The sequence below is a fragment of the Tropicibacter sp. S64 genome, from assembly GCF_049803835.1.
In the GTDB taxonomy this organism is placed as follows: Bacteria; Pseudomonadota; Alphaproteobacteria; order Rhodobacterales; family Rhodobacteraceae; genus Pacificoceanicola.
In genome coordinates this window covers 52041-75511 of record NZ_JBNAGK010000008.1, presented here as the reverse complement: position 1 = coordinate 75511, position 23471 = coordinate 52041, and the positions used below count along the sequence as shown (strand labels likewise).

Annotated in this window: 20 protein-coding genes; 14 read left to right on the top strand and 6 right to left on the bottom strand. The window is 64.9% G+C overall.

All coding sequences use genetic code 11. The annotated features are described in order from the left end of the window. The first annotated feature begins 3 nt into the window (after window positions 1–3). From ruvB to ACP159_RS13800, 3 genes are all read left to right on the top strand, one after another. Window positions 4–1032 carry a Holliday junction branch migration DNA helicase RuvB gene (gene ruvB, locus ACP159_RS13810; protein ID WP_425100317.1) on the top strand — a complete coding sequence of 343 codons (1029 nt, stop codon included), beginning with the start codon at window positions 4–6 and terminating at the stop codon, window positions 1030–1032. Window positions 1033–1183: 151 nt separating this feature from the next. Next, entirely contained in the window at window positions 1184–1822 is a 639-nt protein-coding gene (locus ACP159_RS13805; RefSeq protein WP_425100316.1) for a hypothetical protein, read from the top strand. Between the two features lie 116 nt (window positions 1823–1938). Then, window positions 1939–2307, top strand: coding sequence for an STAS/SEC14 domain-containing protein (locus ACP159_RS13800; RefSeq protein WP_425100315.1), 369 nt, complete (start codon window positions 1939–1941; stop codon window positions 2305–2307). A gap of 42 nt (window positions 2308–2349) precedes the next feature. Here ACP159_RS13800 and trpS read toward each other — a convergent pair whose 3' ends face one another. Beyond that, the gene (gene trpS / locus ACP159_RS13795) at window positions 2350–3378 is read right to left on the bottom strand and encodes a tryptophan--tRNA ligase (RefSeq protein WP_425100314.1); all 1029 of its coding nucleotides are present in this window, start codon (window positions 3376–3378) and stop codon (window positions 2350–2352) included. Between the two features lie 72 nt (window positions 3379–3450). Here trpS and ACP159_RS13790 point away from each other — a divergent pair, with 72 nt between their 5' ends. Beyond that, window positions 3451–4137: a rhomboid family intramembrane serine protease gene (locus ACP159_RS13790; RefSeq protein ID WP_425100313.1), complete on the top strand. Its 687-nt coding sequence runs from the start codon at window positions 3451–3453 to the stop codon at window positions 4135–4137. Window positions 4138–4141: 4 nt separating this feature from the next. On the opposite strand, the gene ACP159_RS13785 is transcribed toward ACP159_RS13790, so the two are convergent. From ACP159_RS13785 to ACP159_RS13770, 4 genes are all read right to left on the bottom strand, one after another. Next, window positions 4142–5629: a phospholipase D family protein gene (locus ACP159_RS13785; RefSeq protein ID WP_425100312.1), complete on the bottom strand. Its 1488-nt coding sequence runs from the start codon at window positions 5627–5629 to the stop codon at window positions 4142–4144. An 8-nt stretch (window positions 5630–5637) separates the two neighbouring features. Beyond that, window positions 5638–7191, bottom strand: coding sequence for a murein biosynthesis integral membrane protein MurJ (gene murJ / locus ACP159_RS13780; protein WP_425100311.1), 1554 nt, complete (start codon window positions 7189–7191; stop codon window positions 5638–5640). A 268-nt stretch (window positions 7192–7459) separates the two neighbouring features. Next, the gene (locus ACP159_RS13775; RefSeq protein ID WP_425100310.1) at window positions 7460–10273 is read right to left on the bottom strand and encodes a [protein-PII] uridylyltransferase; all 2814 of its coding nucleotides are present in this window, start codon (window positions 10271–10273) and stop codon (window positions 7460–7462) included. Then, window positions 10233–11423 carry a penicillin-binding protein activator gene (locus ACP159_RS13770; protein WP_425100309.1) on the bottom strand — a complete coding sequence of 397 codons (1191 nt, stop codon included), beginning with the start codon at window positions 11421–11423 and terminating at the stop codon, window positions 10233–10235. Before ACP159_RS13770 ends, ACP159_RS13775 begins: the two co-directional genes overlap by 41 nt. Before the next feature lie 114 nt (window positions 11424–11537). Here ACP159_RS13770 and rsmI point away from each other — a divergent pair, with 114 nt between their 5' ends. From rsmI to ACP159_RS13750, 4 genes are read left to right on the top strand one after another with little or no spacing between them, the layout of a single operon-like run. After that, window positions 11538–12374: a 16S rRNA (cytidine(1402)-2'-O)-methyltransferase gene (rsmI, locus tag ACP159_RS13765; RefSeq protein ID WP_425100308.1), complete on the top strand. Its 837-nt coding sequence runs from the start codon at window positions 11538–11540 to the stop codon at window positions 12372–12374. 28 nt (window positions 12375–12402) lie between these two features. Beyond that, window positions 12403–12816: a YraN family protein gene (locus ACP159_RS13760; RefSeq protein WP_425100307.1), complete on the top strand. Its 414-nt coding sequence runs from the start codon at window positions 12403–12405 to the stop codon at window positions 12814–12816. A gap of 58 nt (window positions 12817–12874) precedes the next feature. Continuing rightward, complete coding sequence (gshB, locus tag ACP159_RS13755; protein WP_425100306.1) at window positions 12875–13810, top strand: glutathione synthase; 936 nt, start codon at window positions 12875–12877, stop codon at window positions 13808–13810. Then, the gene (locus ACP159_RS13750; RefSeq protein ID WP_425100305.1) at window positions 13807–14703 is read left to right on the top strand and encodes an alpha/beta hydrolase; all 897 of its coding nucleotides are present in this window, start codon (window positions 13807–13809) and stop codon (window positions 14701–14703) included. Before gshB ends, ACP159_RS13750 begins: the two co-directional genes overlap by 4 nt. On the opposite strand, the gene ACP159_RS13745 is transcribed toward ACP159_RS13750, so the two are convergent. Further along, window positions 14673–16187, bottom strand: coding sequence for a YifB family Mg chelatase-like AAA ATPase (locus tag ACP159_RS13745; RefSeq protein ID WP_425100304.1), 1515 nt, complete (start codon window positions 16185–16187; stop codon window positions 14673–14675). The two genes, ACP159_RS13750 and ACP159_RS13745, sit on opposite strands and share 31 nt — an antisense overlap. A gap of 370 nt (window positions 16188–16557) precedes the next feature. Here ACP159_RS13745 and ACP159_RS13740 point away from each other — a divergent pair, with 370 nt between their 5' ends. The 6 genes from ACP159_RS13740 (at window position 16558) to ACP159_RS13715 (ending at window position 23427) form a co-directional block, all read left to right on the top strand. Next, window positions 16558–17436: an RNA polymerase factor sigma-32 gene (locus ACP159_RS13740; RefSeq protein WP_425100303.1), complete on the top strand. Its 879-nt coding sequence runs from the start codon at window positions 16558–16560 to the stop codon at window positions 17434–17436. Next, the gene (locus ACP159_RS13735) at window positions 17433–18227 is read left to right on the top strand and encodes a ChaN family lipoprotein (RefSeq protein ID WP_425100302.1); all 795 of its coding nucleotides are present in this window, start codon (window positions 17433–17435) and stop codon (window positions 18225–18227) included. Before ACP159_RS13740 ends, ACP159_RS13735 begins: the two co-directional genes overlap by 4 nt. 64 nt (window positions 18228–18291) lie before the next feature. After that, window positions 18292–19488, top strand: a complete 1197-nt coding sequence (gene coaBC / locus ACP159_RS13730) for a bifunctional phosphopantothenoylcysteine decarboxylase/phosphopantothenate--cysteine ligase CoaBC (protein ID WP_425100301.1) — start codon at window positions 18292–18294, stop codon at window positions 19486–19488. Window positions 19489–19530: 42 nt separating this feature from the next. After that, window positions 19531–19992 (top strand): dUTP diphosphatase, encoded by a 462-nt coding sequence (dut, locus tag ACP159_RS13725; protein ID WP_425100300.1) that lies wholly within the window; start codon window positions 19531–19533, stop codon window positions 19990–19992. Beyond that, complete coding sequence (gene moeB, locus ACP159_RS13720; RefSeq protein ID WP_425100299.1) at window positions 19992–21059, top strand: molybdopterin-synthase adenylyltransferase MoeB; 1068 nt, start codon at window positions 19992–19994, stop codon at window positions 21057–21059. Before dut ends, moeB begins: the two co-directional genes overlap by 1 nt. Window positions 21060–21402: 343 nt before the next feature. Next, a complete protein-coding gene (locus tag ACP159_RS13715; RefSeq protein WP_425100298.1) occupies window positions 21403–23427 on the top strand; it encodes a M3 family metallopeptidase in 2025 nt (674 codons plus the stop codon). The last annotated feature ends 44 nt before the right edge of the window (window positions 23428–23471 follow it).

The following is a 23471-nucleotide window of genomic DNA, read 5'->3' as shown; positions in this document are numbered from 1 at the left end:
CGGATGCTGGAACCTGACCCGACCCTCCGCCCCGAACCGCGCCCGGAGGATTACGACCGCGCGCTGCGTCCGCAGATGCTGGAGGACTTCGTCGGGCAGGCGGAGGCGCGGGCGAACCTCAAGGTCTTCATCCAGTCCGCGAAATCGCGGGGCGAGGCGATGGATCACACGCTGTTCCACGGCCCGCCCGGCCTCGGCAAGACGACGCTGGCGCAGATCATGTCGCGCGAGCTGGGCGTCGGCTTTCGCATGACCTCGGGGCCGGTGCTGGCCAAGGCCGGGGACCTGGCGGCGATTCTGACCAACCTCGAACGCAACGACGTGTTGTTCATCGACGAGATCCACCGGCTGAACCCGGCGGTGGAGGAGGTACTCTACCCGGCGATGGAGGACTTCGAACTCGATCTGGTGATCGGCGAGGGGCCGGCGGCGCGGACGGTGCGGATCGAACTCCAGCCGTTCACGCTGGTCGGGGCCACGACGCGGCTGGGCCTGCTGACGACACCGCTGCGCGACCGTTTCGGAATCCCGACGCGGCTGAATTTCTACACGATCCAGGAGTTGGAGATCATCGTCTCCGGCAATGCCCGCAAGCTGGGCGTGACCGTCGAAGGCGACGGCGCACTGGAGATTGCCCGACGCTCGCGCGGCACGCCGCGCATCGCCGGGCGGCTCCTGCGCCGTGTGGTGGACTTCGCCGTGGTCGAAGGCGGCGGTGTGGTGACGCAGGCGTTGGCCGATGGCGCGCTGACCCGGCTTGGTGTGGACAGTCTTGGCCTTGACGGGGCCGACCGTCGTTACCTGCGCCTGATCGCGGAGAACTATGCCGGGGGGCCGGTGGGGATCGAGACGCTGTCCGCGGCACTGTCGGAAAGCCGGGATGCGCTGGAGGAGGTTGTCGAGCCCTACCTGCTGCAACAGGGGCTGATCCAGCGCACGCCGCGGGGGCGGATGCTGGCGCAGAAGGCCTGGACGCATCTTGGAATGGCCGCACCCCGCGGGCCGGATCAGGGCTCCCTGTTCGACGGCTGAGGCGGTGCGGGGCATAGCCCCGCCCTACAGAGCGACGGCCCGGGATCAGGCCGGTTGCCCGGCACCGGATGTGCCTGTATGCAGGGTCGCGACCCAGCGCCGACCGCGCGCGGGAGTATTTGTGAAAGAGAAGAAACAGGGGACCTGCATCATGTCCGGAGCGCTCACACCGGAACAGATCGAAGCGCTGTTCACGCGCAGCGCAGGCGGGTTCCTCTTCGCCCGGTGGGGCAAACCCATCGTGCCGGTTGTCTTTGGCGTCGAGGACAAGACGCTGGAGGTCGTGAAGGGCGCGTTCGAGGCGGTCTGCGTACTGTCCGGCCACAAGATGGCGGAAACGGACCCGGAACTCGGGGCCAACTGCATGGTCTTCTTCTTCCGCGACTGGCAGGAGGTTCTGGACCTGCCGGATCTCGGCCGGATGATCGACGGTCTCGAGCCGCTGGTGGCGCGTCTGCGACGGGAGGGCGCGAACCAGTACAGGCATTTCCGCTTCGATCCGGACGGGTCCATCAAGGCCGCCTTTGTCTTCCTGTGCATGGACGAGGCGCTGCAGGCAATGGATGCGGAGGCGCTGGCCCTGACGCAGGTGGTGCAGACCGCGCTGCTCTGGTCCGACACCGCCTTCCGCGAAACGTCGCCGCTTGGCCGTCTGCCGAGCGGCACCGTCATCCTGCGTCCCGAGATTGCGGGCCTGCTGAGGGCTGCCTACGATCGCATGTTGCCGCCGGTCTCTCGTGACGCGGCTACGGCCCTGAGATTGTATGCGAGGCTCGTCGCGCAGCCCTGAACCGGGCAAGACCTGTCCTTAAGTATCGTCGGATGGCGCATTCGCGCCGGGTGCGTGACAAAATCACGCACCGCGTGCATCGTCTTTTTGGAATGTGACGATATGCCGAGTATGCCATGCCCCTGACTTTCAGTGCGCGCCCGGATCGGTGCACCGTGGAACTGACCGTGCGCGGAAATCTGGCAGCGCAGGATTATGCCGATGCGATGCTGTCGATTTCGCGGGTGATCGACGATCTGGGGCCGATCGGATTGATCGAGGTCGTCGAGAGTTTCTCGGGGTTCGGCGATGACGTCGCTGCCCCGCCCGGGGGAACACCCGCCTCCGTTCTGGCCGGCATCAGCCGGGTGGCGGTGGTGTCGGACATCGGCTGGGTCTGTCCGATCCTCAGCAACGCGCCATGCTGCCCCACGCTGAAGATGCAGTCCTTCCCGATGAGCGAGTTGGACAAGGCCCGCGACTGGGTCAGCGCGGCGATCAAATGAAAAGGGGCGCCGTGAGCGCCCCTTGCCGGTTGTTCAGCGCGGTCAGCGCACCATGCCGACGATCTCGTAGGTCCGCTTCAGGATCGGCTCCGCGATGGCGCGGGCACGCTCCGAGCCGCGGGCGAGGATCGCGTCGATCTCGTCGGGGTTCTGCATCAGGCGCGCCATTTCCGACGAGATCGGCGAGAGCTTGTCGACGGCGAGGTCGGCAAGCATCGGCTTGAAATCGGAGAATTGCTTGCCCCCCACATCGCGCAGCACGTCGTCCACGCTCATGTCCGCCAGCGCGGCGTAGATGTTGACGAGGTTGCGCGCCTCCGGCCGCTCCTCCAGGCCCTTGGCCTCGGAGGGCAGGGCGTCCGGGTCGGTGCGGGCCTTGCGGATCTTGTTCGCGATGGCGTCCGCGTCGTCGGTCATGTTGATACGGGCCATGTCCGAGGGGTCGGACTTGGACATCTTCTTCGAACCGTCGCGCAGGGACATGACGCGGGTCGCGGCGCCTTCGATCACCGGTTCCGTGAGCGGGAAGAAGTCGACACCGAAGTCATGGTTGAACTTCGCCGCGATGTCGCGGGTCAGCTCGACGTGCTGTTTCTGATCCTCGCCCACCGGCACATGCGTTGCATGGTAGATGAGAATGTCCGCGGCCATCAGCGCGGGATAGGCAAAGAGGCCGAGCGAGGCGTTCTGCGCGTTCTTGCCCGCCTTGTCCTTCCACTGGGTCATGCGCTGCATCCAGCCCATGCGGGCGACACAGTTGAAGATCCAGCCGAGTTGCGCGTGCTCTGGCACCTGGCTCTGGTTGAAGAGGATCGAGTCCTCGGGGTCGATGCCGGAGGCGATGTACCCGGCGCACAGTTCGCGCGTCGCGCGGCGCAGCTTGTCCGGGTCCTGCCAGACGGTGATCGCGTGCAGATCCACCATGCAATAGATGGTCTGGAACCCTTGTCCCTGCATCCCTGCAAAGCGCTTCATCGCGCCGAGATAGTTCCCGAGAGTCAGCCCGCCGGACGGCTGGATGCCCGAGAAAACGCGTTTGGTGAAGGCAGTTTGGACCTGACCCTCCGACATGATGGTTCTCCGTCTGGAAATTTCGTCCGGGACGGCTTACCCAGAGGCCGTGATCCCGTCAAGGAACGAGCCATGACCCATCCGCACAATGAAAGCCCGGTCAATCCGCTGCCGCCCGTCGTCGTCGCGCTGGCGCTGGTGATCTTCGGGGTCGAACTGGTGTTCACCCTGGGGGCGCGGGGGCTGGCTGGCGGGCCGGCGGCGATCGGCTGGCGGTCGGACTGGATGGAGCGGTTTGCCTTTTCGGATCGCGTCTTTGAATGGATGCGCGAGACCGGGACGTGGCCATTGGAGCACCTGATCCGCTTCGTCTCATACCCGTTCCTGCACTGGAATTTCACGCAGATGCTCTTTGCCGTGGTGATCCTGCTCGCCATGGGCAAGATCGTGGCGGAGGTCATGGGCGCGGTGCGGATGCTGGCGCTGTTCTTTCTGGGGAGCATCGGCGGGGCGCTGGTCTTTGCCCTGGTGCTCAACGATCCGACGCCGCTGGTGGGGGCGTTTCCCGGGGATTACGCGCTGATCGGCGGCTTCACCTATCTGCTATGGCTCCGGCTCGGTGCGGCGGGGTCGAACCAGGTCAGGGCGTTTTCGATGATCGGCGTTCTGATGGGGCTGCAACTGGTCTTCGGCCTGCTGTTCGGGGCCAACAATTACTGGGTGGCGGAACTGGCGGGCTTCTGCACCGGCTTCATGCTGTCGATCCTGCTGATCCCGGGCGGGTTCACGCGGCTCCTGTCCCGGATGCGCAGCCGCTGAGGCGTCAGAACATGTCGTCCGGCAGGATCGGCACGAAGCGCGAGAAGGATCGTCCGGCTTCCAACGGGAAGGGCAGGAGGTACCCTTCGCGGTTTTCCGGCTTGCGCGCGACTGCCCGCTCCGCCGAGGTGCGCCAGGTGGCGGCTTGCGTCAGCGCCTTGTCGCCGGAGCCCTCTTCGAGCCAGTATTCGCCAAGCCGCGAGAGCAGGTCTGCTGCGAAGGCCTCATCCCGGATCATCACCGAGGCTTCGCTGTCCCAGCGCATCGACCGACCATTGAGGTTGGCCGAGCCGATGATGGTGACGTCGCCGTCAACGATGGCCACCTTGGAATGCACGTAGATCGGACCGGCCCCGGCGACCTTCGGGCCACCGTTTGTTTCCGTCTCGGGTTTCGCGGGACAGAGGAACACCGCACGGTCGCCGAAGGAGTCCCGCAGACGGTCGATGCACTTGACCTGCAGCCCGTGCGCATGCCGCGCGTCCCAGCCGTGATCGCCGTCGAACAGCACCCGGTCCGGCGCAGCTGGCAGGATCATGACCAGTTGCAGGTCGGGCGACGCCTTGGAGGCGTTGACCATGGCGTCGACCAGTGGCGGGTGCCGCAGGAATTGTGTCTCGATGTAAAGATACTTGCGCGCGGCGGCGAAAACCTTGGTCAGCACCATTTCGTGGTCCGTGGCCAGCGGCTTCGGGGCCAGACGGGCGGCACCGGGGCAGGGGGCGGAGAAGGTCCGCACCAGCTTCATGTTGGAACGGCTCTGCGGGCGGGTGGCGGTGTCGTAGCGCTCCGCCGGGTTGGCCAGCGCAGCCGCGCCGCAGTCGATGGCCGCGTTCCAGCATTCGGTGAAATGACCGTGCAGCGCCCCGGCGAAGTCGGTGTCCGTCAGGTCCACGGAGACGTCGTGCCAGGTTTCCTCGGCTGGCTGATCGTGGTCCGGGTCGTCCCAACGGCGCTCGTTCACGTCGAGCCCGCCGATGATGCAATGGGCTCCGTCGGCGATGGCGAATTTCTGATGGATCGTCGCCGGGCGCAGGATCGGACCCGCCTTCAGCACCGCGCGCTGGATCGGTGTGAGCCGGGTGCTGTCCTCGTCCTTCAGGCGCTGCAATTCCCGATTGATGCGCCCCCGCATGATCACGCGCCAGAGGCTTCCGGCGCGCTGCCCGTGCGGCGCGCAAAGGACCTGGACATCGCCTTGCATGACATCGGCAAAGCCCGAGGCATTGGCCCAGGCCTTGCGGTGCAATTCGGAGGTGAAGAGTGGATCGAAGTCCGCCAGCAGCATGCGCACCTTGACACCGCGCCGCGAGACCCAGGCCATGAGGTCAGCCCAGGTGTCCAAGCCGCGCTCACGCACCTCCGGATCGCGCAGGCGGGTCTTCGGGTCGAGGATGCGGAAGGACAGGACCAACTCCCGTTCGGCACCGAAGGCCAACCGTTCCAGGGCCGGAAATCCTTCGGCGGCGGTGATCAGTGCGGTCGGGCTCATGTCTGGCGTCAGTCCTTGTTTCGGCGGCGGCGCAGCAGGCCCCGTATTTCGGAGAGGCGGAACGCGCCGAGCGCCTGTCCCGCGATGCCATAGGACACGATTCCGATGGCAATCAGGAAGGTTAACGCAAAGCCCCGCACCCAGGGTTCCAAAAGAAACGGCGAGAGCGGAATCCGGGCGGCCCAAAGCACCCCGCCCATCACGGCGGAGGCAGCCAGGATGCGCCAGACCCGGCTGTAGAACCGCGCGTCGAAACGGGCGACCTCGCCCATCTTCCGCGATCCGAGGAAGAGTTGCAGCGCCATGGTCCAGCCCGCGACAGTGGTGGCGATGGCCGGGGCGATCCAGCCGAGGACCGGCGCGAGGCCGATGGCGATGGCGGCATTGAGGATCATCGCGACCACGGCGTAGTTGAACGGCGAGCGCGTGTCCTCGCGGGCGAAGAACAGCGGCTGGAAGACCTTCTGAAGCACGAAGGATGGCAGTCCGAGGCCATAGACCGCGACGGCCAGCGCAATGGCGGCGCTGTCGGCGCTGCTGGTGGCCCCGCGCTGGAAGAGGACGGAGACCAGCGGCAGCGGGATCACGACCAGCGCGACGGAAGCCGGGATCGTCAGGGCGAGGGAAAGCTCGCCCGAGCGGGAAAAGGCGGCGCGGCCCCCCACGTCATCCCTGGCTTTCAGCTTGCGTGACAGGTCCGGCAACAGGACGACCGTGACCGCGATGCCCACCACGCCGAGCGGCAGTTGATACAGACGGTCGGCGGCATAGAGCCAGCCCACGGCTTTTTCGAAGCCCGACGCCACGAACTGGCCGACCAGCAGGTTGATCTGCATGACGCCGCCCGCCAGGGCCGCCGGGATCGCGGTGCGCAGGAGGCGGCGCATATCCGGGGTCCAGCGCGGGCGACCGGGACGAACCCGGATTCCCGCCCGTTCGGCCGCAATCCAGACGAGGATCAGCTGTGCTGCCCCGGCCACGGGAATGGCCCAGACCAGCCAGACGATCGCTTCGCCGCCGACCACGCTGCCCAGCACCATGAAGCCGACGACGAAGATATTGAGCAGCACTGGCGCGGCGGCGGCTGCGGCGAAATGCCCGGTGGCATTGAGCGCCCCGGAGAACAGCGCGGCCAGCGAAATCAGGAAGATGTAGGGAAAGACGATGCGCCCGTAGCCAACCGTGAGGTCGAAGCGGGCATCCCCGGCAAAGCCTCCCGCGGTGGCATAGACCAGCGCGGGCATGAACAGAAGCGCGAGCGCCGAGAGGATCAGCAGGACAACGGCAAGCCCGTTCAGCGCATCGCGGGCGAAGATCAGCGGGTCCTCCTCGCCCTCGTATTTCTTGGAGAACAGCGGCACGAAGGCGGCGTTGAACGCCCCTTCGGCAAAGAACCGGCGGAACATGTTCGGCAGGCGGAAGGCGGCCACAAAGGCGTCCATGACGGGGCCGGGGCCGATGTAGGCGAGGATCATCATCTCGCGCACCACGCCCAGGACGCGGCTCATCATTGTCCAGAACCCGACGGTGAGAACGCCGGAGATCAGCTTGATCGGTTTCATGTCTGCCCTGTGCCTCGTGATTGTGCCCTGCTTACCGCAATCCCGATGCCTACGGAATGCAGGTTTTGCGCAGGTTTGGCGCAGGGTTCAGGGGACCAGTCCGGAACCGGGGCACGCCTCTCTCCCGCGCCAGCCACCCGCCGATCCCCCGCAAGACGTCTGCCGGGGCACCGGGCGACAGTGCAAACCATCTTCTGCCGGACCGGAGCTTGAGCGGGGTCGGACAGCCTGCAAAACGCCGGGAGAGCGCAGCGCAAGCGCACCGGGGTTACCCCTGAGCCCGCTCGGACCCCCGGTCGATCGCTTCGCGCAGCTTCTTCTCGATCTGGTCGCGCTTGACCTTGGAATGCAGCTTCAGCCCGAACATGTCCTTGACATAGAACGCGTCCACCACCTGCTCGCCATAGGTCGCGATCACGGCGGAGGCGATGTAGATGTTCTGGTTCGCCAACGTCCGCGTCAGGTCGAACAGCAGGCCGGGACGATCGCGGGTGTCGACCTCGATGATCGTGAAGATTTCCGAGCCCTCGTTGTCGAAGGTGATGTGGGTCGGGACCTTGAACGCCTTCTCGCGCTTCTTGACCTTGTCCTTCGGTTTCATGGCATCGCGCGTGACCACTTCGCCCTTGAGAGTCTTCCGGATCATGTCGCGCAGGCGCGGGATGCGGGTGTCCTCGTAGGGATGGCCGTCCGGGTCCTGAATCCAGAACGCCGCCGTGGCAAAGCCGTCCTTCGACGTGAAGGTACGGGCGTCGACCACGTTGGCGCCCGCCAGCGCCAGCGCCCCGGCCAGTCGCGAGAAAATGCCGGGATGGTCCTGCAGGGCAAAGCAGGCGCGGGTCGCGTCGCGGTCCTCGTCGGGATGGATGTCGATCCGGATCTCGTTCTCGCCAATGTCCTTGAGCAGATTCGCGAAGACCACATGCGCGGTGTAGTGCAGGCCCTGCCAGTAGGGAGGATAATGCCGCGAGGTCTCGTTCTTGAGCTCGGCGCCGGACCATCCCGGGAGCTTCTCACGCAGGATGCGCTTGGCCTCGGTCCCGCGCATCTCGCGGTTCAGATCCTCCATGCCGCCTTCGAGCGCGCGTTTGGTCTGGCGATAGAGCGCGCGCAGCAGCGCGGCCTTCCAGTTGTTCCAGGTGCCCGGTCCGACACCGCGGATGTCGCAGACGGTCAGGACGCAAAGCAGGTCCAGCCGCTCCTTCGACTTCACCGCCTTGGCAAAATCCCGCACGGTGCGCGGGTCGGCGATGTCGCGTTTCTGCGCCATGTCCGACATCAGCAGGTGGTGGCGGACCAGCCATTCGACGGTATCGCACTCCTTCTTCGACAGGCCGAGCCGGGGCGCGACCTTGCGGGCGATGATCGCGCCGAGGATCGAATGATCCTCGTCCCGCCCCTTGCCGATGTCATGCAGCAGGAGCGCGACATAGAGCACCCGGCGGTTGACGCCGCTCTTGAGGATCGTCGAGGCGACGGGCAGTTCCTCGACCAGGTTGCCGTGTTCGATCTCCGAAAGGTGCAGGATGCATTGGATGGTGTGTTCGTCCACCGTGTAATGGTGGTACATGTTGTACTGCATCATCGCCACGATGGGCGCGAATTCCGGGATGAAGGCCGCCAGCACGCCAAGCTCGTTCATCCGGCGCAGGGCACGCTCCGGATTGCCGTGCTTGAGCAGCAGGTCGAGAAACAGCTTCTGAGCCTCCCGGTTCTCGCGCATCGGCTGGTCGATCAGGTCAAGATTGTCCTTGATCAGCCGCATCGCGTCCGGGTGGATCAGGAGGCCGGTGCGCAGCGCCTCCTCGAACACCCGCAGCAGGTTCAGCGGGTCCTTGAGAAACGTCTTGTCCGCCTCGATGGCGAGGCGGTTGTGCACGACCTTGTAGCCGTCCTTGACCTTGGGGGCACGCTTGAAGATGCGCTGGAAGATGGGGGCCCCCTTGGTGTGCGTCGCCTCCAGCGAGGTCAGCAGGATACGCGTCGTGTCGCCCACCTGCGTGGCATGGCGGAAATAGTCCTGCATGAACCATTCGACCGCCCGTCGTCCGCCGCGGTCATTGTATCCCATGCGCGCCGCGACCTCGACCTGCGTGTCGAAGCTCAGAAGCTCGTTCGCCCGTCCGGCGGCAAGATGGAGATGGCAGCGCACCGCCCAGAGAAAGCGCTCGGCCTTGCAGAACGCCTCGTATTCGTCGGGCAGGAAGACGCCCTTGTCGATGAGCTTGGACAGGTCGTCCGCGTGATGCACGTATTTGACGATCCAATAGAGCGATTGCAGGTCGCGGAGGCCGCCCTTGCCCTCCTTGACGTTGGGCTCGACCATGTAGCGCTGGCCCTGTTTCATGTGTCGGGCGTCCCGCTCTTCCAGCTTGGCCTCGACGAAATCGCGCTCGCTGCCGGCAAAGAGGTCCTTCCACAAACGCCGGCTCAGATCCTTCGCCAGCGGCGCATGGCCGATCAGGAAGCGATGTTCCAGCATTGCGGTCCGGATCGTGTAATCCTCCGCGCCGAGCCGCAGGCAATCCTTCACCGTGCGCGAGGAATGCCCGACCTTCAGTTTCAGGTCCCAGAAGATGTAGAGCATCGATTCGATGACGCTCTCGGCCCAAGGGGTGATCTTGTACGGTGTGAGAAAAAGCAGATCGACGTCGGAGAACGGTGCCATCTCACCCCGGCCGTAGCCTCCGACGGCCAGCACCGCGAGGCGCTCGCCCTCCGTCGGGTTCGGGCGGGGATGCAGAACCTTCGTGGCAACCTCGAATGTCAACCGCACCAGGCCATCGGTCACCCAGGTGTACGACCGGGTGGTGCGGCGTGCGCCGAAGGGTTCCTTCTCGAATGCCGCCGCAATGATTTCTCGCCCGGCGGTCTGGGCTTCGCCCAAAATCCGGACGGTCAGCTTTCGCACCGTGGCTTCGTCGGCGCCATCTGGCAGCGCTGCGAACAGCCTCTCCCGCAACGCCGGAAGGTCGAATATCGAGGATGCCGGCGCGATCAGATCGTCCGGCATCCGGTCTTCGGTCTGCCCGGGAGCGGCTTCAGAAGCCGGTGCCGCCGAAGCTGTTTGGCGCAGGGTCAAGGATCACCACCTGTTTGTTTCGGATCGTCGCGACGGCGAGACCACGCTGGTTCGTGCCATCCGGCATCAGGCGGAATACACCACTCACACCGTTAAAACCAGTTGAACGGGTGAGTGCATTTCCGGTCAACGCGTCGCCGCGTCCCTGGGACGCCAGAGCGCCGATGGCGGCGATGCCGTCATAGGCAAGCCCGGCCAGCGGATGCGGCGCGGAGCCATAGGCGGCGGAATAGCGACCGTTGAAGCTCTCCTGCTGTGCGCGGTTCGGCAGGGCGAACCAGGCGCCCTCGGCTCCCGGCAGACCATAGAGATCCGGCCGGACGTCCCAGCGGGTCAGGCCGATGTACTGGGTACTTGCCGGCGAAGCGCCGTTCTCCGGCAGCATGTTCAGGAGCATCGGCATGGCGGCGTTGGTCGCCTCGGTCGCGATGAAGACGGAATCCGCGCCGCTCTGCTTGACCGAAGCCGCCGCGGCCCGCGCGGAGGCGGCGACGCCTTCGGGCGAAAGCGAATAGCCTTCGGCGCTGGCGATGCGGATACCGGCGGAGGTGGCGGCCTGCTCGATGGCCACCTTGCCGAACTGGCCCGGCACGTCGTTGGAGTAGACCACGACGACGCTGTTCTTGCCCTGCCCCTTGGCGTACCGCATGAGACGCTGCGCGGTGTTCGCGAAGGTCGGCCCGAGGATGAAGACGTTGCCCCCAGCGATGGACGGGTTGTTCGAGAAACTCAGGACATTGACACCCTCATCGGCCACGGCGATCCCGGCGGCATTGGCCGACTCGCCGAACAGCGGGCCGAGAATGATCCGCGCGCCCTCGTCCACCGCCCGCTGTGCCTGGGCCGCGGCGGTGCCGGTATTGCCCGCGGTGTCATAGACCTGCAGGTCGACCTTGACTCCGTTGAGCTCGGATATGGCCAGCCGCGCCGCATTCTCCAGCGACTGCGCCACCGGACCGGCGCCAGCGTCGGACTTCGGAATCAGGAGGGCAACCCGGATCGGTTTGCTCGGGTCGATCTTCGGCCCGCCGGAGTTGGCGCCACCGAGAGACGGCATCATGGACGCGTCGCACCCGGTCAGCGCAATGGCGGCAAGGGCAAAGGCCGCAGGGCGGACCGCCTTGCGCGCGGAGGTCAAAAAGGCAAACATGACTGAAGGGCTCCCTCGTTGTCTGCGCGGGCAGGGAAACCCGGCGCGATTTGTAACCAACTATAAAGCAGCCATGAGAGGGGTCCAGTGACGTTTGCGGGGAAAAGTGGTGGATTGGCACCGGGTCTCTACCTTGTCGCGACTCCGATCGGGAACGCGCGGGACATTACGCTGAGAACGCTGGACATTCTGCAGCAGGCGGAGGTGCTGGCCGCGGAAGACACGCGCAGCCTGCGGCGGCTTCTGGAGATCCACGGGATCGCTCTGGGCGATCGTCCGCTGATCGCCTACCACGATCACAACGGGGCACGTGCCCGCCCGCGGCTGCTTGCTGCGATCGAGGCTGGCCAGTCGGTGGCCTATGCCTCGGAGGCCGGAACGCCGATGATATCGGACCCGGGTTTCGATCTGATGCGGGCGGCGCAGGAGGCCGGGCTGGCGGCGACGAGTGCGCCCGGGCCCTCCGCAATGGTCACGGCGCTGACGCTGGCCGGGCTGCCGACGGACCGTTTCCTGTTCGCCGGGTTCCTGCCCAATGCGTCCGGTGCGCGAAAGCGCACGCTCGGCGAACTCGGCGCGGTGCCGGCGACATTGGTGTTCTACGAATCCCCGAAGCGCCTGGATGGCATGCTCCGGGACGCGGAAGAGGTGCTGGGCGCCGAGAGACAGGCCACGGTCTGCCGCGAACTGACCAAGAAATTCGAGGAAGTCCGGCGCGGTTCTCTGTCGGAGCTTGCCGCATTTTATGGACAAAATCCCGCCAAAGGCGAAATCGTTGTCCTGATCGGCAAGGGGGAGGCCGCAGTTGTTAGTGAAACGGTAATGGAAGATGAGATAAGAACAGCACTGGAGACCATGTCCGTACGCGATGCCGCTGACAGCGTTTCGGCCAAGCTCGGCGTCAAACGGCGTCCGGTGTATCAACTGGCCATGAAACTGGCGGGGCAGTAGCCACGGATAACGTCGGAAAGGTGCACAGATGACCCTTGCCTTGCGTGACGACTTTCAGACCATTCCCGGGATGCCGGTGCGCCGTGCACGTGGGCAGGTCAATCATCGGGCCGGGACAGCCGCGGAAGACAGCGTGTCTCGCGACTACGCACGGCGTGGATACCCGGAACTTCGCCGCCGCTGGCGTGGCAAGGCGGGTGAGGTCGACCTGATATTCCGGGACGGCAAGGGCGTGGTGTTTGTCGAAGTGAAATGCAGCCGGACCTTCGACGGCGCGGTTCAGCACCTGACGGCGCGGCAGATCGAGCGGTTGCAGCGCGCCGCAGAGGAATTTCTCGGCACACAGCCGCTGGGTCTGCTCACCGAGATGCGCTTCGACGTGGCCCTGGTCAACGGCCACGGTGAAATCTCGGTTCTGGAGAACGCCATCGGGGCGATGTAACCGCCATTGATCCCGCCTGCCCGTTGCGCCATCTATTGGGGGCAACCGGGGAGTGACTATGAAGATCGCCTTTCAAATGGACCCGATCACCGGGGTTAATATCAACGCTGACAGTTCATTCCGCCTCGCCGAGGAGGCGCAGGCCCGGGGGCATGAACTGTTCTACTATGGCCCGGATCAGCTGGCGTATGAGGAAGGGCGGATCACCGCGCGCGGCCATTGGATGACGGTGCAGCGGGTGGCCGGCGATCCGGCAACCCTTGGCGAGGAGGTCAAGATAGACCTCGCGGATGTGGACGTGGTCTGGCTGCGCCAGGATCCTCCGTTCGACATGCACTATATAACCTCGACCCATCTGCTGGACCGGCTGAAGGGGCAGACATTGGTGGTCAACGACCCGTTCTGGGTGCGGAATTTTCCGGAAAAGCTGCTGGTTCTCAACTTTCCGGACCTGACCCCGCCGACGACAATCGCCCGCGACCTGAGGACCATCCGCGAGTTCAAGGCGAAGCATGGCGATGTCATTCTGAAGCCGCTCTACGGCAACGGCGGGGCCGGGGTGTTCCGGCTGGATGCGAATGACAAGAACCTGTCGTCTCTGCATGAGCTGTTCACCGGGTTCAGCCGTGAGCCGTTGATCGTGCAGAAGTACCTGCCGGATGTCACGGCGGGCGACAAGCGGGTGATCCTCGTCGACGGCGAGCCGGTTGGCGTGATCAACCGTGTTCCGGCGGCAGGGGAGGTGCGATCCAACATGCATGTGGGTGGCCGTCCCGAGAAGATTGCCCTGACCGCGCGGGATCGCGAAATCTGCGCCGCCATCGGGCCGACCCTGCGCGAACACGGCCAGATTTTCGTCGGGATCGACGTGATCGGGCGCTATCTGACGGAGATCAACGTGACCTCGCCGACCGGCATCCAGGAGTTGGAGCGGTTCGACGGGATCAATGTCGCCGAAAAGATCTGGCAGGCGATCGAGGCGCGGCTGGCGTGAGTTGGCAGGCGGAGCTGATCGACGTCGCGCTTCGCCTTGTCTTCAAACGGCAACTGCAACGGCTTGCCGACGTGCCCGTGGCGCGGCGCGCCTTTCGCCGAGCGACGCGTCTGGTCCGACCGACACCGTATACCGTGGTCCGTCATCGCCCCGGTGGCCTGGTCTGGATAAGTTCCGGCGCCGCGCAACCGGGCCGCGTGATCCTGTATTTTCACGGCGGGGGGTATATTGTCGGCAGTCCACGGACGCATGAGGCCATGCTCGCCCGGATGGCGCGGCTCTCCGGCGTCGAAGTCTGTGCCCCGATCTACCGGCTCGCGCCGGAGACGCCGTTTCCGGGTGCTTTCGAGGATGCGCAGGCAGCATGGAGCCGGTTGCGAACGCTGGGATACGAACCGGAGGACATCGTTCTTGCAGGCGATTCCGCAGGCGGTGGCCTGGCGCTGGCCCTGTTGGCGGATCGCTGTCAGGCCGGGGAGCCCCCGGCGGCGGCCTTTGCATTCTCGCCATGGACAGACCTTGCCTTGACCGGCCGCAGCCTGTCCGAAAACCGGGAGGCCGATCCCCTCTTGCCGGCGGAACGGATCGAGGAGCTTCGGGAGTACTATCTGGCCGGGCAGGATCCGACCGATCCGCGTTGTTCTCCGCTCCGCGCCGTGTTTCCGAATTGCCCGCCGGTCCTGCTGCAATGTGCGGACACGGAGATCCTGCGCGACGATACGCTGCGTATGGCCGAGCATCTGCGGGCCGCCGGCGCCTCGGTTACGCTCACGGTGGAGCATCGTTTGCCCCATGTCTGGCACCTGCTCGATGGCTGGCTGCCAAAGGCGCGGGCCAGCCTGCGGCAGGTCGCGGCCTTCGTTCAGGCCTCTTTCACAGTTGTCAGCCGGTAGCTGAGCGCCTCGGCGAGGTGCGGTCTCCGGATTGCATCGGATTCGTCGAGATCCGCAATCGTGCGCGCGACGCGCAGCGTCCGGTGGTAGCCGCGTGCCGATAACCCGAAACGCGCGGCGGCCTTCTGCATCAGCTCCGAGCTTTCGCTGTCCAGAGCCGCCATCTCGTCGAGCGCCTTGCCCTCCGCATCCGCATTCGTGCGCATCGGTCCGTGTTCTCCGAACCGGGCAATCTGCCGGGCGCGGGCGCTGGCCACGCGGGCGGCGACGACGGCGGAACTGTCGCCGGACGCTGGCAGATCCAGGTCGGCATAGGTCACGGGAGGGACCTCGATCCGAAGGTCGAAGCGGTCCATGAGCGGCCCGGAGATTCGCCCGAGGTAGTCGTCACCGCAGGCAGGCACACGGCCACAGGCGCGCGCCGGATCGCTCATGTAGCCGCAACGGCAGGGATTGGCGGCGGCCACGAGCATGAAGCGGCAGGGATAGCGGATGTGGGCATTGGCCCGCGCGATCATCACCTCGCCGGTTTCGATCGGCTGCCGGAGCGTCTCCAGGGTGCTTCGCGCGAATTCCGGGAATTCGTCGAGAAACAGGACGCCGTTGTGCGCCAGGCTGATCTCGCCGGGCCGGACGCTGCGTCCACCGCCGACGATGGCGGGCATGGACGCCGTGTGGTGCGGTTCGCGGAAGGGGCGGGCGCGGGAGATGCCGCCTTCATCAAGCAGACCGGCCAGCGAATGGATCATCGAGGTCTCCAGCGCCTCGATCGGTGTCAGCGGCGGCAAGATTCCGGGCAAGCGTTTGGCCAGCATGGATTTCCCGGAACCGGGCGTGCCCACCATCAGCATGTGATGGCGCCCCGCAGCGGCGATTTCGAGTGCACGCTTGGCCCGTTCCTGCCCCTTGACGTCGCGAAGATCGCGGGTGCCGCGGTCGTCGTGAACCTCGCCAGCCACGGCGGTGGGGATGATGCGCTGACCCGTGAAGTGTTGCACCACCTCGAGCAAGGTCGACGCGCCGAGCACATTGCAGGCCTCGACCCACGCCGCTTCCGCGCCGGATGCGGCAGGGCAGAGCAGGGCCCGGTCCTCCTGTGCCGCACACATTGCGGCGGGCAGGGCGCCGATGACCGGCATCAATGTGCCGTCCAGTGACAACTCCCCGAGGGCGACGGTCTGCGCCACGCTGTCGGAAGGGATGACGTCAAGCGCCGCGAGCAGTCCGAGCGCGATCGGCAGGTCGAAGTGGGAGCCTTCCTTGGGCATGTCGGCAGGAGACAGGTTGATCGTGATGCGTTTGGAAGGCAGCGCGATGGCCATCGAGGAGAGCGCGGTCCGGACCCGGTCCCGGGCCTCGGAGACCGCCTTGTCCGGCAGTCCGACGATGGCGAATGCGGGCAGGCCGGGCGTCACCGCGCATTGCACCTCGACCGGACGCGCCTCCACCCCTTCGAACGCAACCGTATAGGCATGCGCAACCATTGCCGGATTCTCCAACCGCACCGTCCGGTTCACACTGTGTTCCCCTTGGTTAGAAAAGCGTTAACGTTCGCGTCGGTTTCTGGCGCAGCCAGCAATTTTTCGCCGTGTTGCTGGCGGCTGTGACTGGACGCGCTAGCTTCTACATCGACAAAATGTGCATCGGCGCAGGAACTTTTCCTGCACAGATCGGTTGGTCGTCTGAAGTCGCGCGACGGGACCGCCTGAGCCGGGCTGCTGCCACGATACTGAGACCGCCTTTGTCAGGTCCGATGGCCGCAGCAGTCACATGCAAAGTGATCCGCCACCGTTTCCCACGCGTAAGACGTTCGCGAGAAAAGAGCCAGACTGGCGAAAAAGGACAGGGAAAGCAATGGCACTCGATGGAATGAACGACCAGACGTTGTCCCGCAGGGCGATGAAAGCGGAACTTCTCGATGCGGAGACGGAGCGGGCTCTCGCCTATGCCTGGCGCGATGACCGGGACGAGCAGGCGTTGCATCGTCTGATCACCGCCTACATGCGCCTTGCCATTTCGATGGCGTCAAAATTCCGCCGCTACGGCGCTCCGATGAATGACCTCATCCAGGAGGCCGGTTTGGGCCTGATGAAGGCGGCAGACAAGTTCGATCCGGACCGGGGCGTGCGCTTTTCGACTTATGCGGTGTGGTGGATCAAGGCGAGTATCCAGGATTATGTGATGCGCAACTGGTCCATGGTCCGCACCGGGTCCACGTCGTCGCAAAAATCCCTGTTTTTCAACATGCGCAGAGTGCAGGCACAGCTGGAGCGGCAGGCCTCGGCGGCCGGGGAGTCCCTGGACCGTCACCAGATGCGCGAAATGATCTCCAAGGAGATCGGCGTTCCCCTGCAGGATGTGGAGATGATGGAGGGGCGGCTGTCGGGGTCCGATTTCTCGCTGAACGCCACGCAATCCGTCGAGGACGAGGGACGCGAGTGGATCGACACCCTGGAAGACGACAGCGCACAGGCGGACGAGTTGGTCGAGAACCGTCACGACCGGGAGCAGTTGCGCGAATGGCTTCTGGTTGCGATGAGTGGCCTGAACGAACGCGAACGGTTCATCGTCCGGGAGCGCAAGCTGCGGGATGACTCGCGCACGCTGGAGAGCCTCGGGAACGAGCTGGGCCTGTCCAAGGAGCGTGTGCGGCAGCTGGAGGCGGCGGCCTTCGTCAAGATGCGCAAGTCGCTTGAAACCCAGTCCGGCGAGGTGCAACACTTCCTCGCATGAAGGCGTGTCTGACGGTTCTCTTTTTTGCAGGTTTGGCGGGACCCGCCTGGGCAGACCTGTCTGGGGATGTTATTTTCCTTGGAGAGCAACACGATAACCCGGCGCACCATCAGCGGCAGGCGGAGTGGGTTGAACGGATTGGTCCGACAGCACTGGTCTTCGAGATGTTGACCGATGTGCAGGCGGATCAAGTGACTCCGTCGGTGCGTCGTGACATGGCCAAGCTGGAAGCCACCTTGGACTGGGAAGCGGGTGGCTGGCCCGACTTCGATTGGTATTATCCGATTTTCGCGGCGGCACCGGCGGCCGCGGTTTATGGTGCCAATGTGCCTCGGGAGGTGGCCCGTGACGTAATGGGCAGCGCGTTGGCGGAGGTATTCGGCCCGGACGCCGTCACATACGGATTGACGGAAGACTTGCCGGAAGACGAGCAGGAGCAGCGCGAAGCGTTGCAGCTGGCTGCCCACTGCGATGCCCTTCCGGCCGAAATGCTGCCGGTCATGGTGCAGATCCAAAGGCTCAGGGATGCCAGCCTTGCGCGTGCAGCGCTCCGCGCATACCGGGAAACAGGTGGCCCCGTGGTTGTGATCACGGGAAACGGCCACGCACGTACAGACTGGGGCGCTCCGTTTCTGCTGCATCGGGCGGCTCCGGATCTTGTCATAGCAGCGCTTGGACAATCGGAAATCGGAAGCGGTCCGCCCGAAGGTCTGTTCGATGTGATCGCCTGGTCCGAACCCGTGCAACGCGACGACCCGTGTGAGGCGTTCCTTCAACAGCGCGGCAATTGAGTTTTCCTCCCCGAGGCCCTAACACTTTCCGGGTCGGACCACGAAGGCCATCAGGGAGCCAGCCATGCTCAGCGGAAAACGCGTACTCTTGATCGTCGGCGGTGGCATCGCCGCGTACAAGTGTCTGGAATTGATCCGCCTTTTGCGCGCGCGCGGCGCTGCGGTGACGCCGGTCATGACGCGGGCCGCAGAGGAATTCGTCACCCCGCTGAGCGTGTCGGCGCTGGCCGGAGAAGAGGTGCACAGCGATTTGTTCGACCTCACCCGCGAAGCGCAGATGGGACACATACAACTCAGCCGTGTTGCAGACCTGGTCGTGGTCGCCCCGGCGACCGCGGACTTGATGGGAAAGATGGCCAATGGCCTGGCGAATGATCTGGCGTCGACTTTGCTTATGGCGACGGACACAGCCGTGATGATCGCCCCGGCGATGAATGTACGGATGTGGGAGCATCCTGCGACGCGGCGGAATCTCAAGGTTTTGCAAGCAGATGGCGTGTCGGTTGTCGGACCGGACAGCGGCGAGATGGCATGCGGCGAGTTCGGCGAGGGGCGCATGGCCGAGCCGGCGGCCATCGTCGCGGCCGTGGAAGCGGCCTTTTCCGACGGGCCGCTGAAAGGTCGGCGTATTGTGATCACATCCGGCCCGACCCATGAGCCGATCGACCCTGTCCGCTACATCGCCAACCGGTCCTCCGGGGCACAGGGCACGGCGATTGCGGCGGCACTGCGGGATCTTGGGGCGGAGGTGGTCTTCGTGACAGGGCCCGCGGACGTGGCGCGGCCTCATGGTGTCTCGGTCATCGAGGTTGAAACCGCGCGGGACATGCGTGAGGCGGTCCTCCAAGCGCTGCCCGCGGACGCGGCCGTCTTCGCCGCGGCGGTTGCGGATTGGAGGGTTGCGTCCGAAAGTTCAAGCAAGATCAAGAAGAAAGCAGGTGCCTTGCCGGTTCTGGAGTTTGCGGAAAACCCGGATATTCTTGCCGAAGTGTCGCAACTCGCCGAGGGCCGCCCGGGTCTTGTCATAGGCTTTGCGGCCGAAACCGACGATGTGATCACAAACGCGACCGCGAAGCGCATCCGTAAAGGCTGCGACTGGATCGTGGCCAATGACGTCAGCCCCGCGACCGGCATCATGGGCGGATCGGAGAATGCCGTTGTGCTGATTTCAGCCGATGGTGTCGAGGAATGGACGCGCATGAGCAAGACCGAGGTGGCGCGACGGCTGGCCGACAGGATCACCTCGGCTCTGAACTCCTGACGTGGTGGGAAAAAGAATTGACTGTTTTCAGAGAGAAAGCACATGACGGACTGTAGGATCGTGTTCGCATGGGAGCCTGGGGCGGACAGGTCTCTGGGGTTGCCGGCCTATGCGACGGCGGGAGCCGCAGGCGCGGACCTTCGCGCCAACCTCGCGGATCGCGGTGTGATCACGCTTGCTCCGGGGCAGCGGCTTCTGGTTCCGACAGGACTGCGCCTTGCCATTCCGGACGGCTTTGAAGTCCAGGTCCGCCCGCGGTCCGGTCTTGCGCTCAAGCATGGAATAACATTGCCGAATTCGCCCGGAACAATCGACTCCGACTATCGAGGCGCCCTGGGCGTTATCCTGATGAATACCGGTCAGGAGGTTTTTGTGATCACGCATGGTGACCGGATCGCCCAGATGGTTGTCGCTCCCGTGGTGCGGGGCGCATTCGAAGCCGCCGAGACCCTGCCGGAAACGCCGCGCGGCAGGGGTGGGTTCGGCTCCACTGGGCGGCTCTGATGCTTCTGATTTTTCTTTTGATTGCGGGACTTTGGGGTGTCGGGCTCTTGATGGGTGCGCCGGTTCGGGCGCGGCTCGTGATGATCGGTATACTTTATCTTGGCGTGGTGCTTGGACATCTGGTCCTGCCACCGGGGCATGCTCTGCGCGAGGCGACGGGCGGGTCGGCGGCGGGTTGGTTGATTCTTGCGGGATTTCTGGCGCTGGGGTTTGCCTATGCGTTTGGAATCAGACGGTTGCGGGACATCACCCGTAACCGCGAAACGCAGGAGACGACAAAACGGCAAGGCGTCTTTGCCGAGGGCGAACTGGACCGCTACGCGCGCCACGTGGTCCTGCGTGAACTCGGCGGGCCCGGACAGAAAAAACTGAAGGAATCCAAGGTCCTGGTGGTCGGCGCCGGGGGGCTTGGGTCTCCTGTCCTGCTCTATCTCGCGGCGGGGGGCGTGGGGCGTATCGGCGTGATCGACGATGACGTCGTCGATAGTGGAAACTTGCAGCGGCAGATTGTGCATGATGATCCAAGCATAGGAAAAGAAAAGGTTTTCTCCGCGCAAGAGCGGATGCTCGCAATAAATCCATTCGTGGATGTGCGGCCCTACAAGCGCAGATTGACCGAAGAGATCGCGGCAGACTTGATCGCCGACTACGATCTCGTGCTCGACGGAACGGACAATTTCGACACGCGATATCTGGTCAACCGGACGTGCGTGGCACAGGGAAAACCGCTGGTTTCCGGCGCGCTCAGCCAATGGGAGGGGCAGGTGTCCGTCTTTCATCCGCAGGTCTCAGGCCCCTGTTATCAATGTATTTTTCCGGAAGCGCCCGCGCCGGGCCTTGCGCCGAGTTGCGCCGTCGCCGGCGTGCTCGGGCCGCTGCCCGGAGTGGTCGGGAGCATGATGGCGGTGGAGGCGGTGAAGCAGATCAGCGGGGCCGGGCAAGTTCTGCGGGGCGACATGCTGATCTATGACGCGCTCTGGAGTGAGACCCGGAAAATCGGTTTGAAAGCGCGGGTGGACTGCCCGGTGTGCGGCGGGCGCGGCGCCAATACGGCCGAGACGTCCTGACGGGTCAAATCCGGTGCGCTCGCCGCGTTAACCCCGCCCATCAACGGATTCGCAACCTTCTTTCGGTACAAAACGTCCCGAGTTTCGTACAGATTGCCCCAGCCTGGCAGAGTGGCGCTGCCGGTGTGACGGATCGTTTGGTACGATTCCTGGTCAGTTTCGTACAGATTGGCTCCAGGGCGGGACTGGCACGCCGATTTTGGGAAGCGTGGCTTGAAAAGTGCCTTCACAACGTCGCGAGGGCCGAAGAGATTTTCGCAGGCGGGTCGCCGCCTCCGATGTTTTGCGCGTTGAAGGTCGCCCGTGCGGGACATAGCTTTCGGATGACAGACAGGAGATCCGAATGACCAACCCTTTGCTCGCCGACTGGGATACACCTTTTGGCCTTGCCCCGTTCGACCGCATTTCCGACGCCGATTACGCCCCGGCGCTGGATGTTGCTCTGGCGGCGCATATGGAGGAGATTGAGGCGATCGCCGGGAACCCGGACACGCCGACCTTTGCCAATACCATCGAGGCGATGGAAGGGGCGGGCGAGGCGCTCGATAAGGTGCTCGGCACATTCTACAACGTGTCCGGCGCGGACAGCAATGACACGCGGCAAGCGCTGCAGCGGGAGTTCTCGCCCAAGCTCTCGGCGCACACCTCGGCGATCTACTCGAACGCGGCGCTCTTCGGCAGGGTGCGTGACCTCTGGGAGCGGCGGGACGAGCTGGCGTTGTCGGACGAAGAGGCGCGGGTACTGATGCTGACGCACCGCGGCTTCGTGCGGGCGGGCGCAGCGCTGACCGGCGACGAGGCGGAGCGGATGAAGGCGGTGAAGGCGCGGCTGGCTGTCTTGGGAACGCAGTTCACGCAGAACCTGCTGAAGGATGAGGCGGGTTGGATGATGGATTTGTCGGAGGATGATCTGGCCGGGCTGCCGGACTTCGTGATCGACGCGGCGCGTTCCGCCGGTGAGGCGGCGGGCAGGCCGGGACCCGTGGTGACCCTGTCACGCTCGCTCATCGTGCCGTTCCTTCAGTTCTCGCCCAACCGGGCCCTGCGCGAGAAGGCCTGGCGGGCGTGGACGGCGCGAGGCGCGAACGGCGGTGAGACCGACAACCGCGCGGCGGCGGCGGAAACGTTGAAGCTGCGCGAGGAACGGGCGGCGCTGCTCGGCTATCCGGACTTTGCGCATTACAAGCTGGAGACGGAGATGGCGGGCACACCGGACGCGGTGCGGGGCCTGCTGATGGATGTCTGGGAACCGGCAAAGGCGGCGGCGGAGGCCGATGCGGCCCAGATGGAGGCGATGCTGAAGGCGGACGGGTTGCCCGCGCCTTTGGAGCCCTGGGACTGGCGCTACTATGCGGAGAAACGGCGCAAGGCCCTGCACGATCTCGACGAGGCGGAATTGAAGCCTTACTTGCAACTCGAAAGGATGATCGAGGCGGCCTTTGCCTGCGCGGACCGGCTGTTCGGGCTGGAGTTTGCACCGCTTGAGGTGTCTTTGTACCACCCCGATTGCCGGGCCTGGGAGGTGACGCGGGACGGGCGGCACGTCGCGGTCTTCATCGGGGATTATTTCGCGCGGGCGTCGAAGCGGTCGGGCGCCTGGTGCTCGGCGTTCCAGAGCCAGGCGAAGCGGCCGGTGGAGAAAGCGCCGATCGTGGTGAACGTATGCAATTTCGCGAAGCCGTCGGCGGGGAAACCGGCGCTGCTGTCTTATGACGACGCGCGGACCTTGTTCCACGAATTCGGCCACGCGCTGCACCAGATGCTCTCCGACGTGGAGTTCGGCTCGGTTTCGGGCACGTCCGTGGCGCGGGATTTCGTCGAATTGCCGTCGCAGTTGTATGAACACTGGCTGGAGGTGCCGGAGGTGCTCTCGGAGTTTGCGACCCATGCAGAGACCGGGGAGGCGATGCCGGAGGCGCTGCTGGAGAAGGTGCTGAAGGCGGCGACCTTCGACATGGGGTTCCAGACGGTGGAATACGTCGCTTCGGCCCTGGTGGACCTCGAGTTCCACAGCGGCGCGGCGCCCGCCGATCCGATGCAGAAGCAGGCGGAGGTGCTGGAAGCCATCGGGATGCCGCATGCGATCACGATGCGCCACGCGACGCCGCATTTCGCGCATGTGTTTTCCGGGGATGGATATTCCTCCGGGTATTACAGCTACATGTGGTCGGAAGTGATGGACGCGGATGCCTTTGCCGCCTTCGAGGAGGCGGGGGGCGCGTTCGATCCGGAGATGGCGAAGCGGCTTGAGGGGTTCATCCTGTCGAAGGGTGGATCTGAGGATGCGGCGGATCTGTACATGCAGTTCCGGGGAAAGATGCCGGAGGTGGAAGCGCTGCTCAAGGGCCGCGGGCTGGTGGCGGCCTGAGCCGGGCGGCGGGGCGCCGCTCGTTCTGCGAACATCGCACCGCC

What these genes read in the sequence shown, in the direction of transcription:
- ACP159_RS13770 (WP_425100309.1), bottom strand. Translation starts at nt 11,423, where the DNA reads ATGTTTGCCTTTTTGACCTCCGCGCGCAAGGCGGTCCGCCCTGCGGCC.
- moeB (WP_425100299.1), top strand. Translation starts at nt 19,992, where the DNA reads ATGCTTCTGATTTTTCTTTTGATTGCGGGACTTTGGGGTGTCGGGCTC.
- ACP159_RS13760 (WP_425100307.1), top strand. Translation starts at nt 12,403, where the DNA reads ATGACCCTTGCCTTGCGTGACGACTTTCAGACCATTCCCGGGATGCCG.
- gshB (WP_425100306.1), top strand. Translation starts at nt 12,875, where the DNA reads ATGAAGATCGCCTTTCAAATGGACCCGATCACCGGGGTTAATATCAAC.
- coaBC (WP_425100301.1), top strand. Translation starts at nt 18,292, where the DNA reads ATGCTCAGCGGAAAACGCGTACTCTTGATCGTCGGCGGTGGCATCGCC.
- ACP159_RS13715 (WP_425100298.1), top strand. Translation starts at nt 21,403, where the DNA reads ATGACCAACCCTTTGCTCGCCGACTGGGATACACCTTTTGGCCTTGCC.
- ACP159_RS13800 (WP_425100315.1), top strand. Translation starts at nt 1,939, where the DNA reads ATGCCCCTGACTTTCAGTGCGCGCCCGGATCGGTGCACCGTGGAACTG.
- ACP159_RS13740 (WP_425100303.1), top strand. Translation starts at nt 16,558, where the DNA reads ATGGCACTCGATGGAATGAACGACCAGACGTTGTCCCGCAGGGCGATG.
- ACP159_RS13805 (WP_425100316.1), top strand. Translation starts at nt 1,184, where the DNA reads ATGTCCGGAGCGCTCACACCGGAACAGATCGAAGCGCTGTTCACGCGC.
- ACP159_RS13785 (WP_425100312.1), bottom strand. Translation starts at nt 5,629, where the DNA reads ATGAGCCCGACCGCACTGATCACCGCCGCCGAAGGATTTCCGGCCCTG.
- ACP159_RS13735 (WP_425100302.1), top strand. Translation starts at nt 17,433, where the DNA reads ATGAAGGCGTGTCTGACGGTTCTCTTTTTTGCAGGTTTGGCGGGACCC.
- trpS (WP_425100314.1), bottom strand. Translation starts at nt 3,378, where the DNA reads ATGTCGGAGGGTCAGGTCCAAACTGCCTTCACCAAACGCGTTTTCTCG.
- dut (WP_425100300.1), top strand. Translation starts at nt 19,531, where the DNA reads ATGACGGACTGTAGGATCGTGTTCGCATGGGAGCCTGGGGCGGACAGG.
- ACP159_RS13790 (WP_425100313.1), top strand. Translation starts at nt 3,451, where the DNA reads ATGACCCATCCGCACAATGAAAGCCCGGTCAATCCGCTGCCGCCCGTC.
- ruvB (WP_425100317.1), top strand. Translation starts at nt 4, where the DNA reads ATGCTGGAACCTGACCCGACCCTCCGCCCCGAACCGCGCCCGGAGGAT.
- ACP159_RS13745 (WP_425100304.1), bottom strand. Translation starts at nt 16,187, where the DNA reads ATGGTTGCGCATGCCTATACGGTTGCGTTCGAAGGGGTGGAGGCGCGT.
- murJ (WP_425100311.1), bottom strand. Translation starts at nt 7,191, where the DNA reads ATGAAACCGATCAAGCTGATCTCCGGCGTTCTCACCGTCGGGTTCTGG.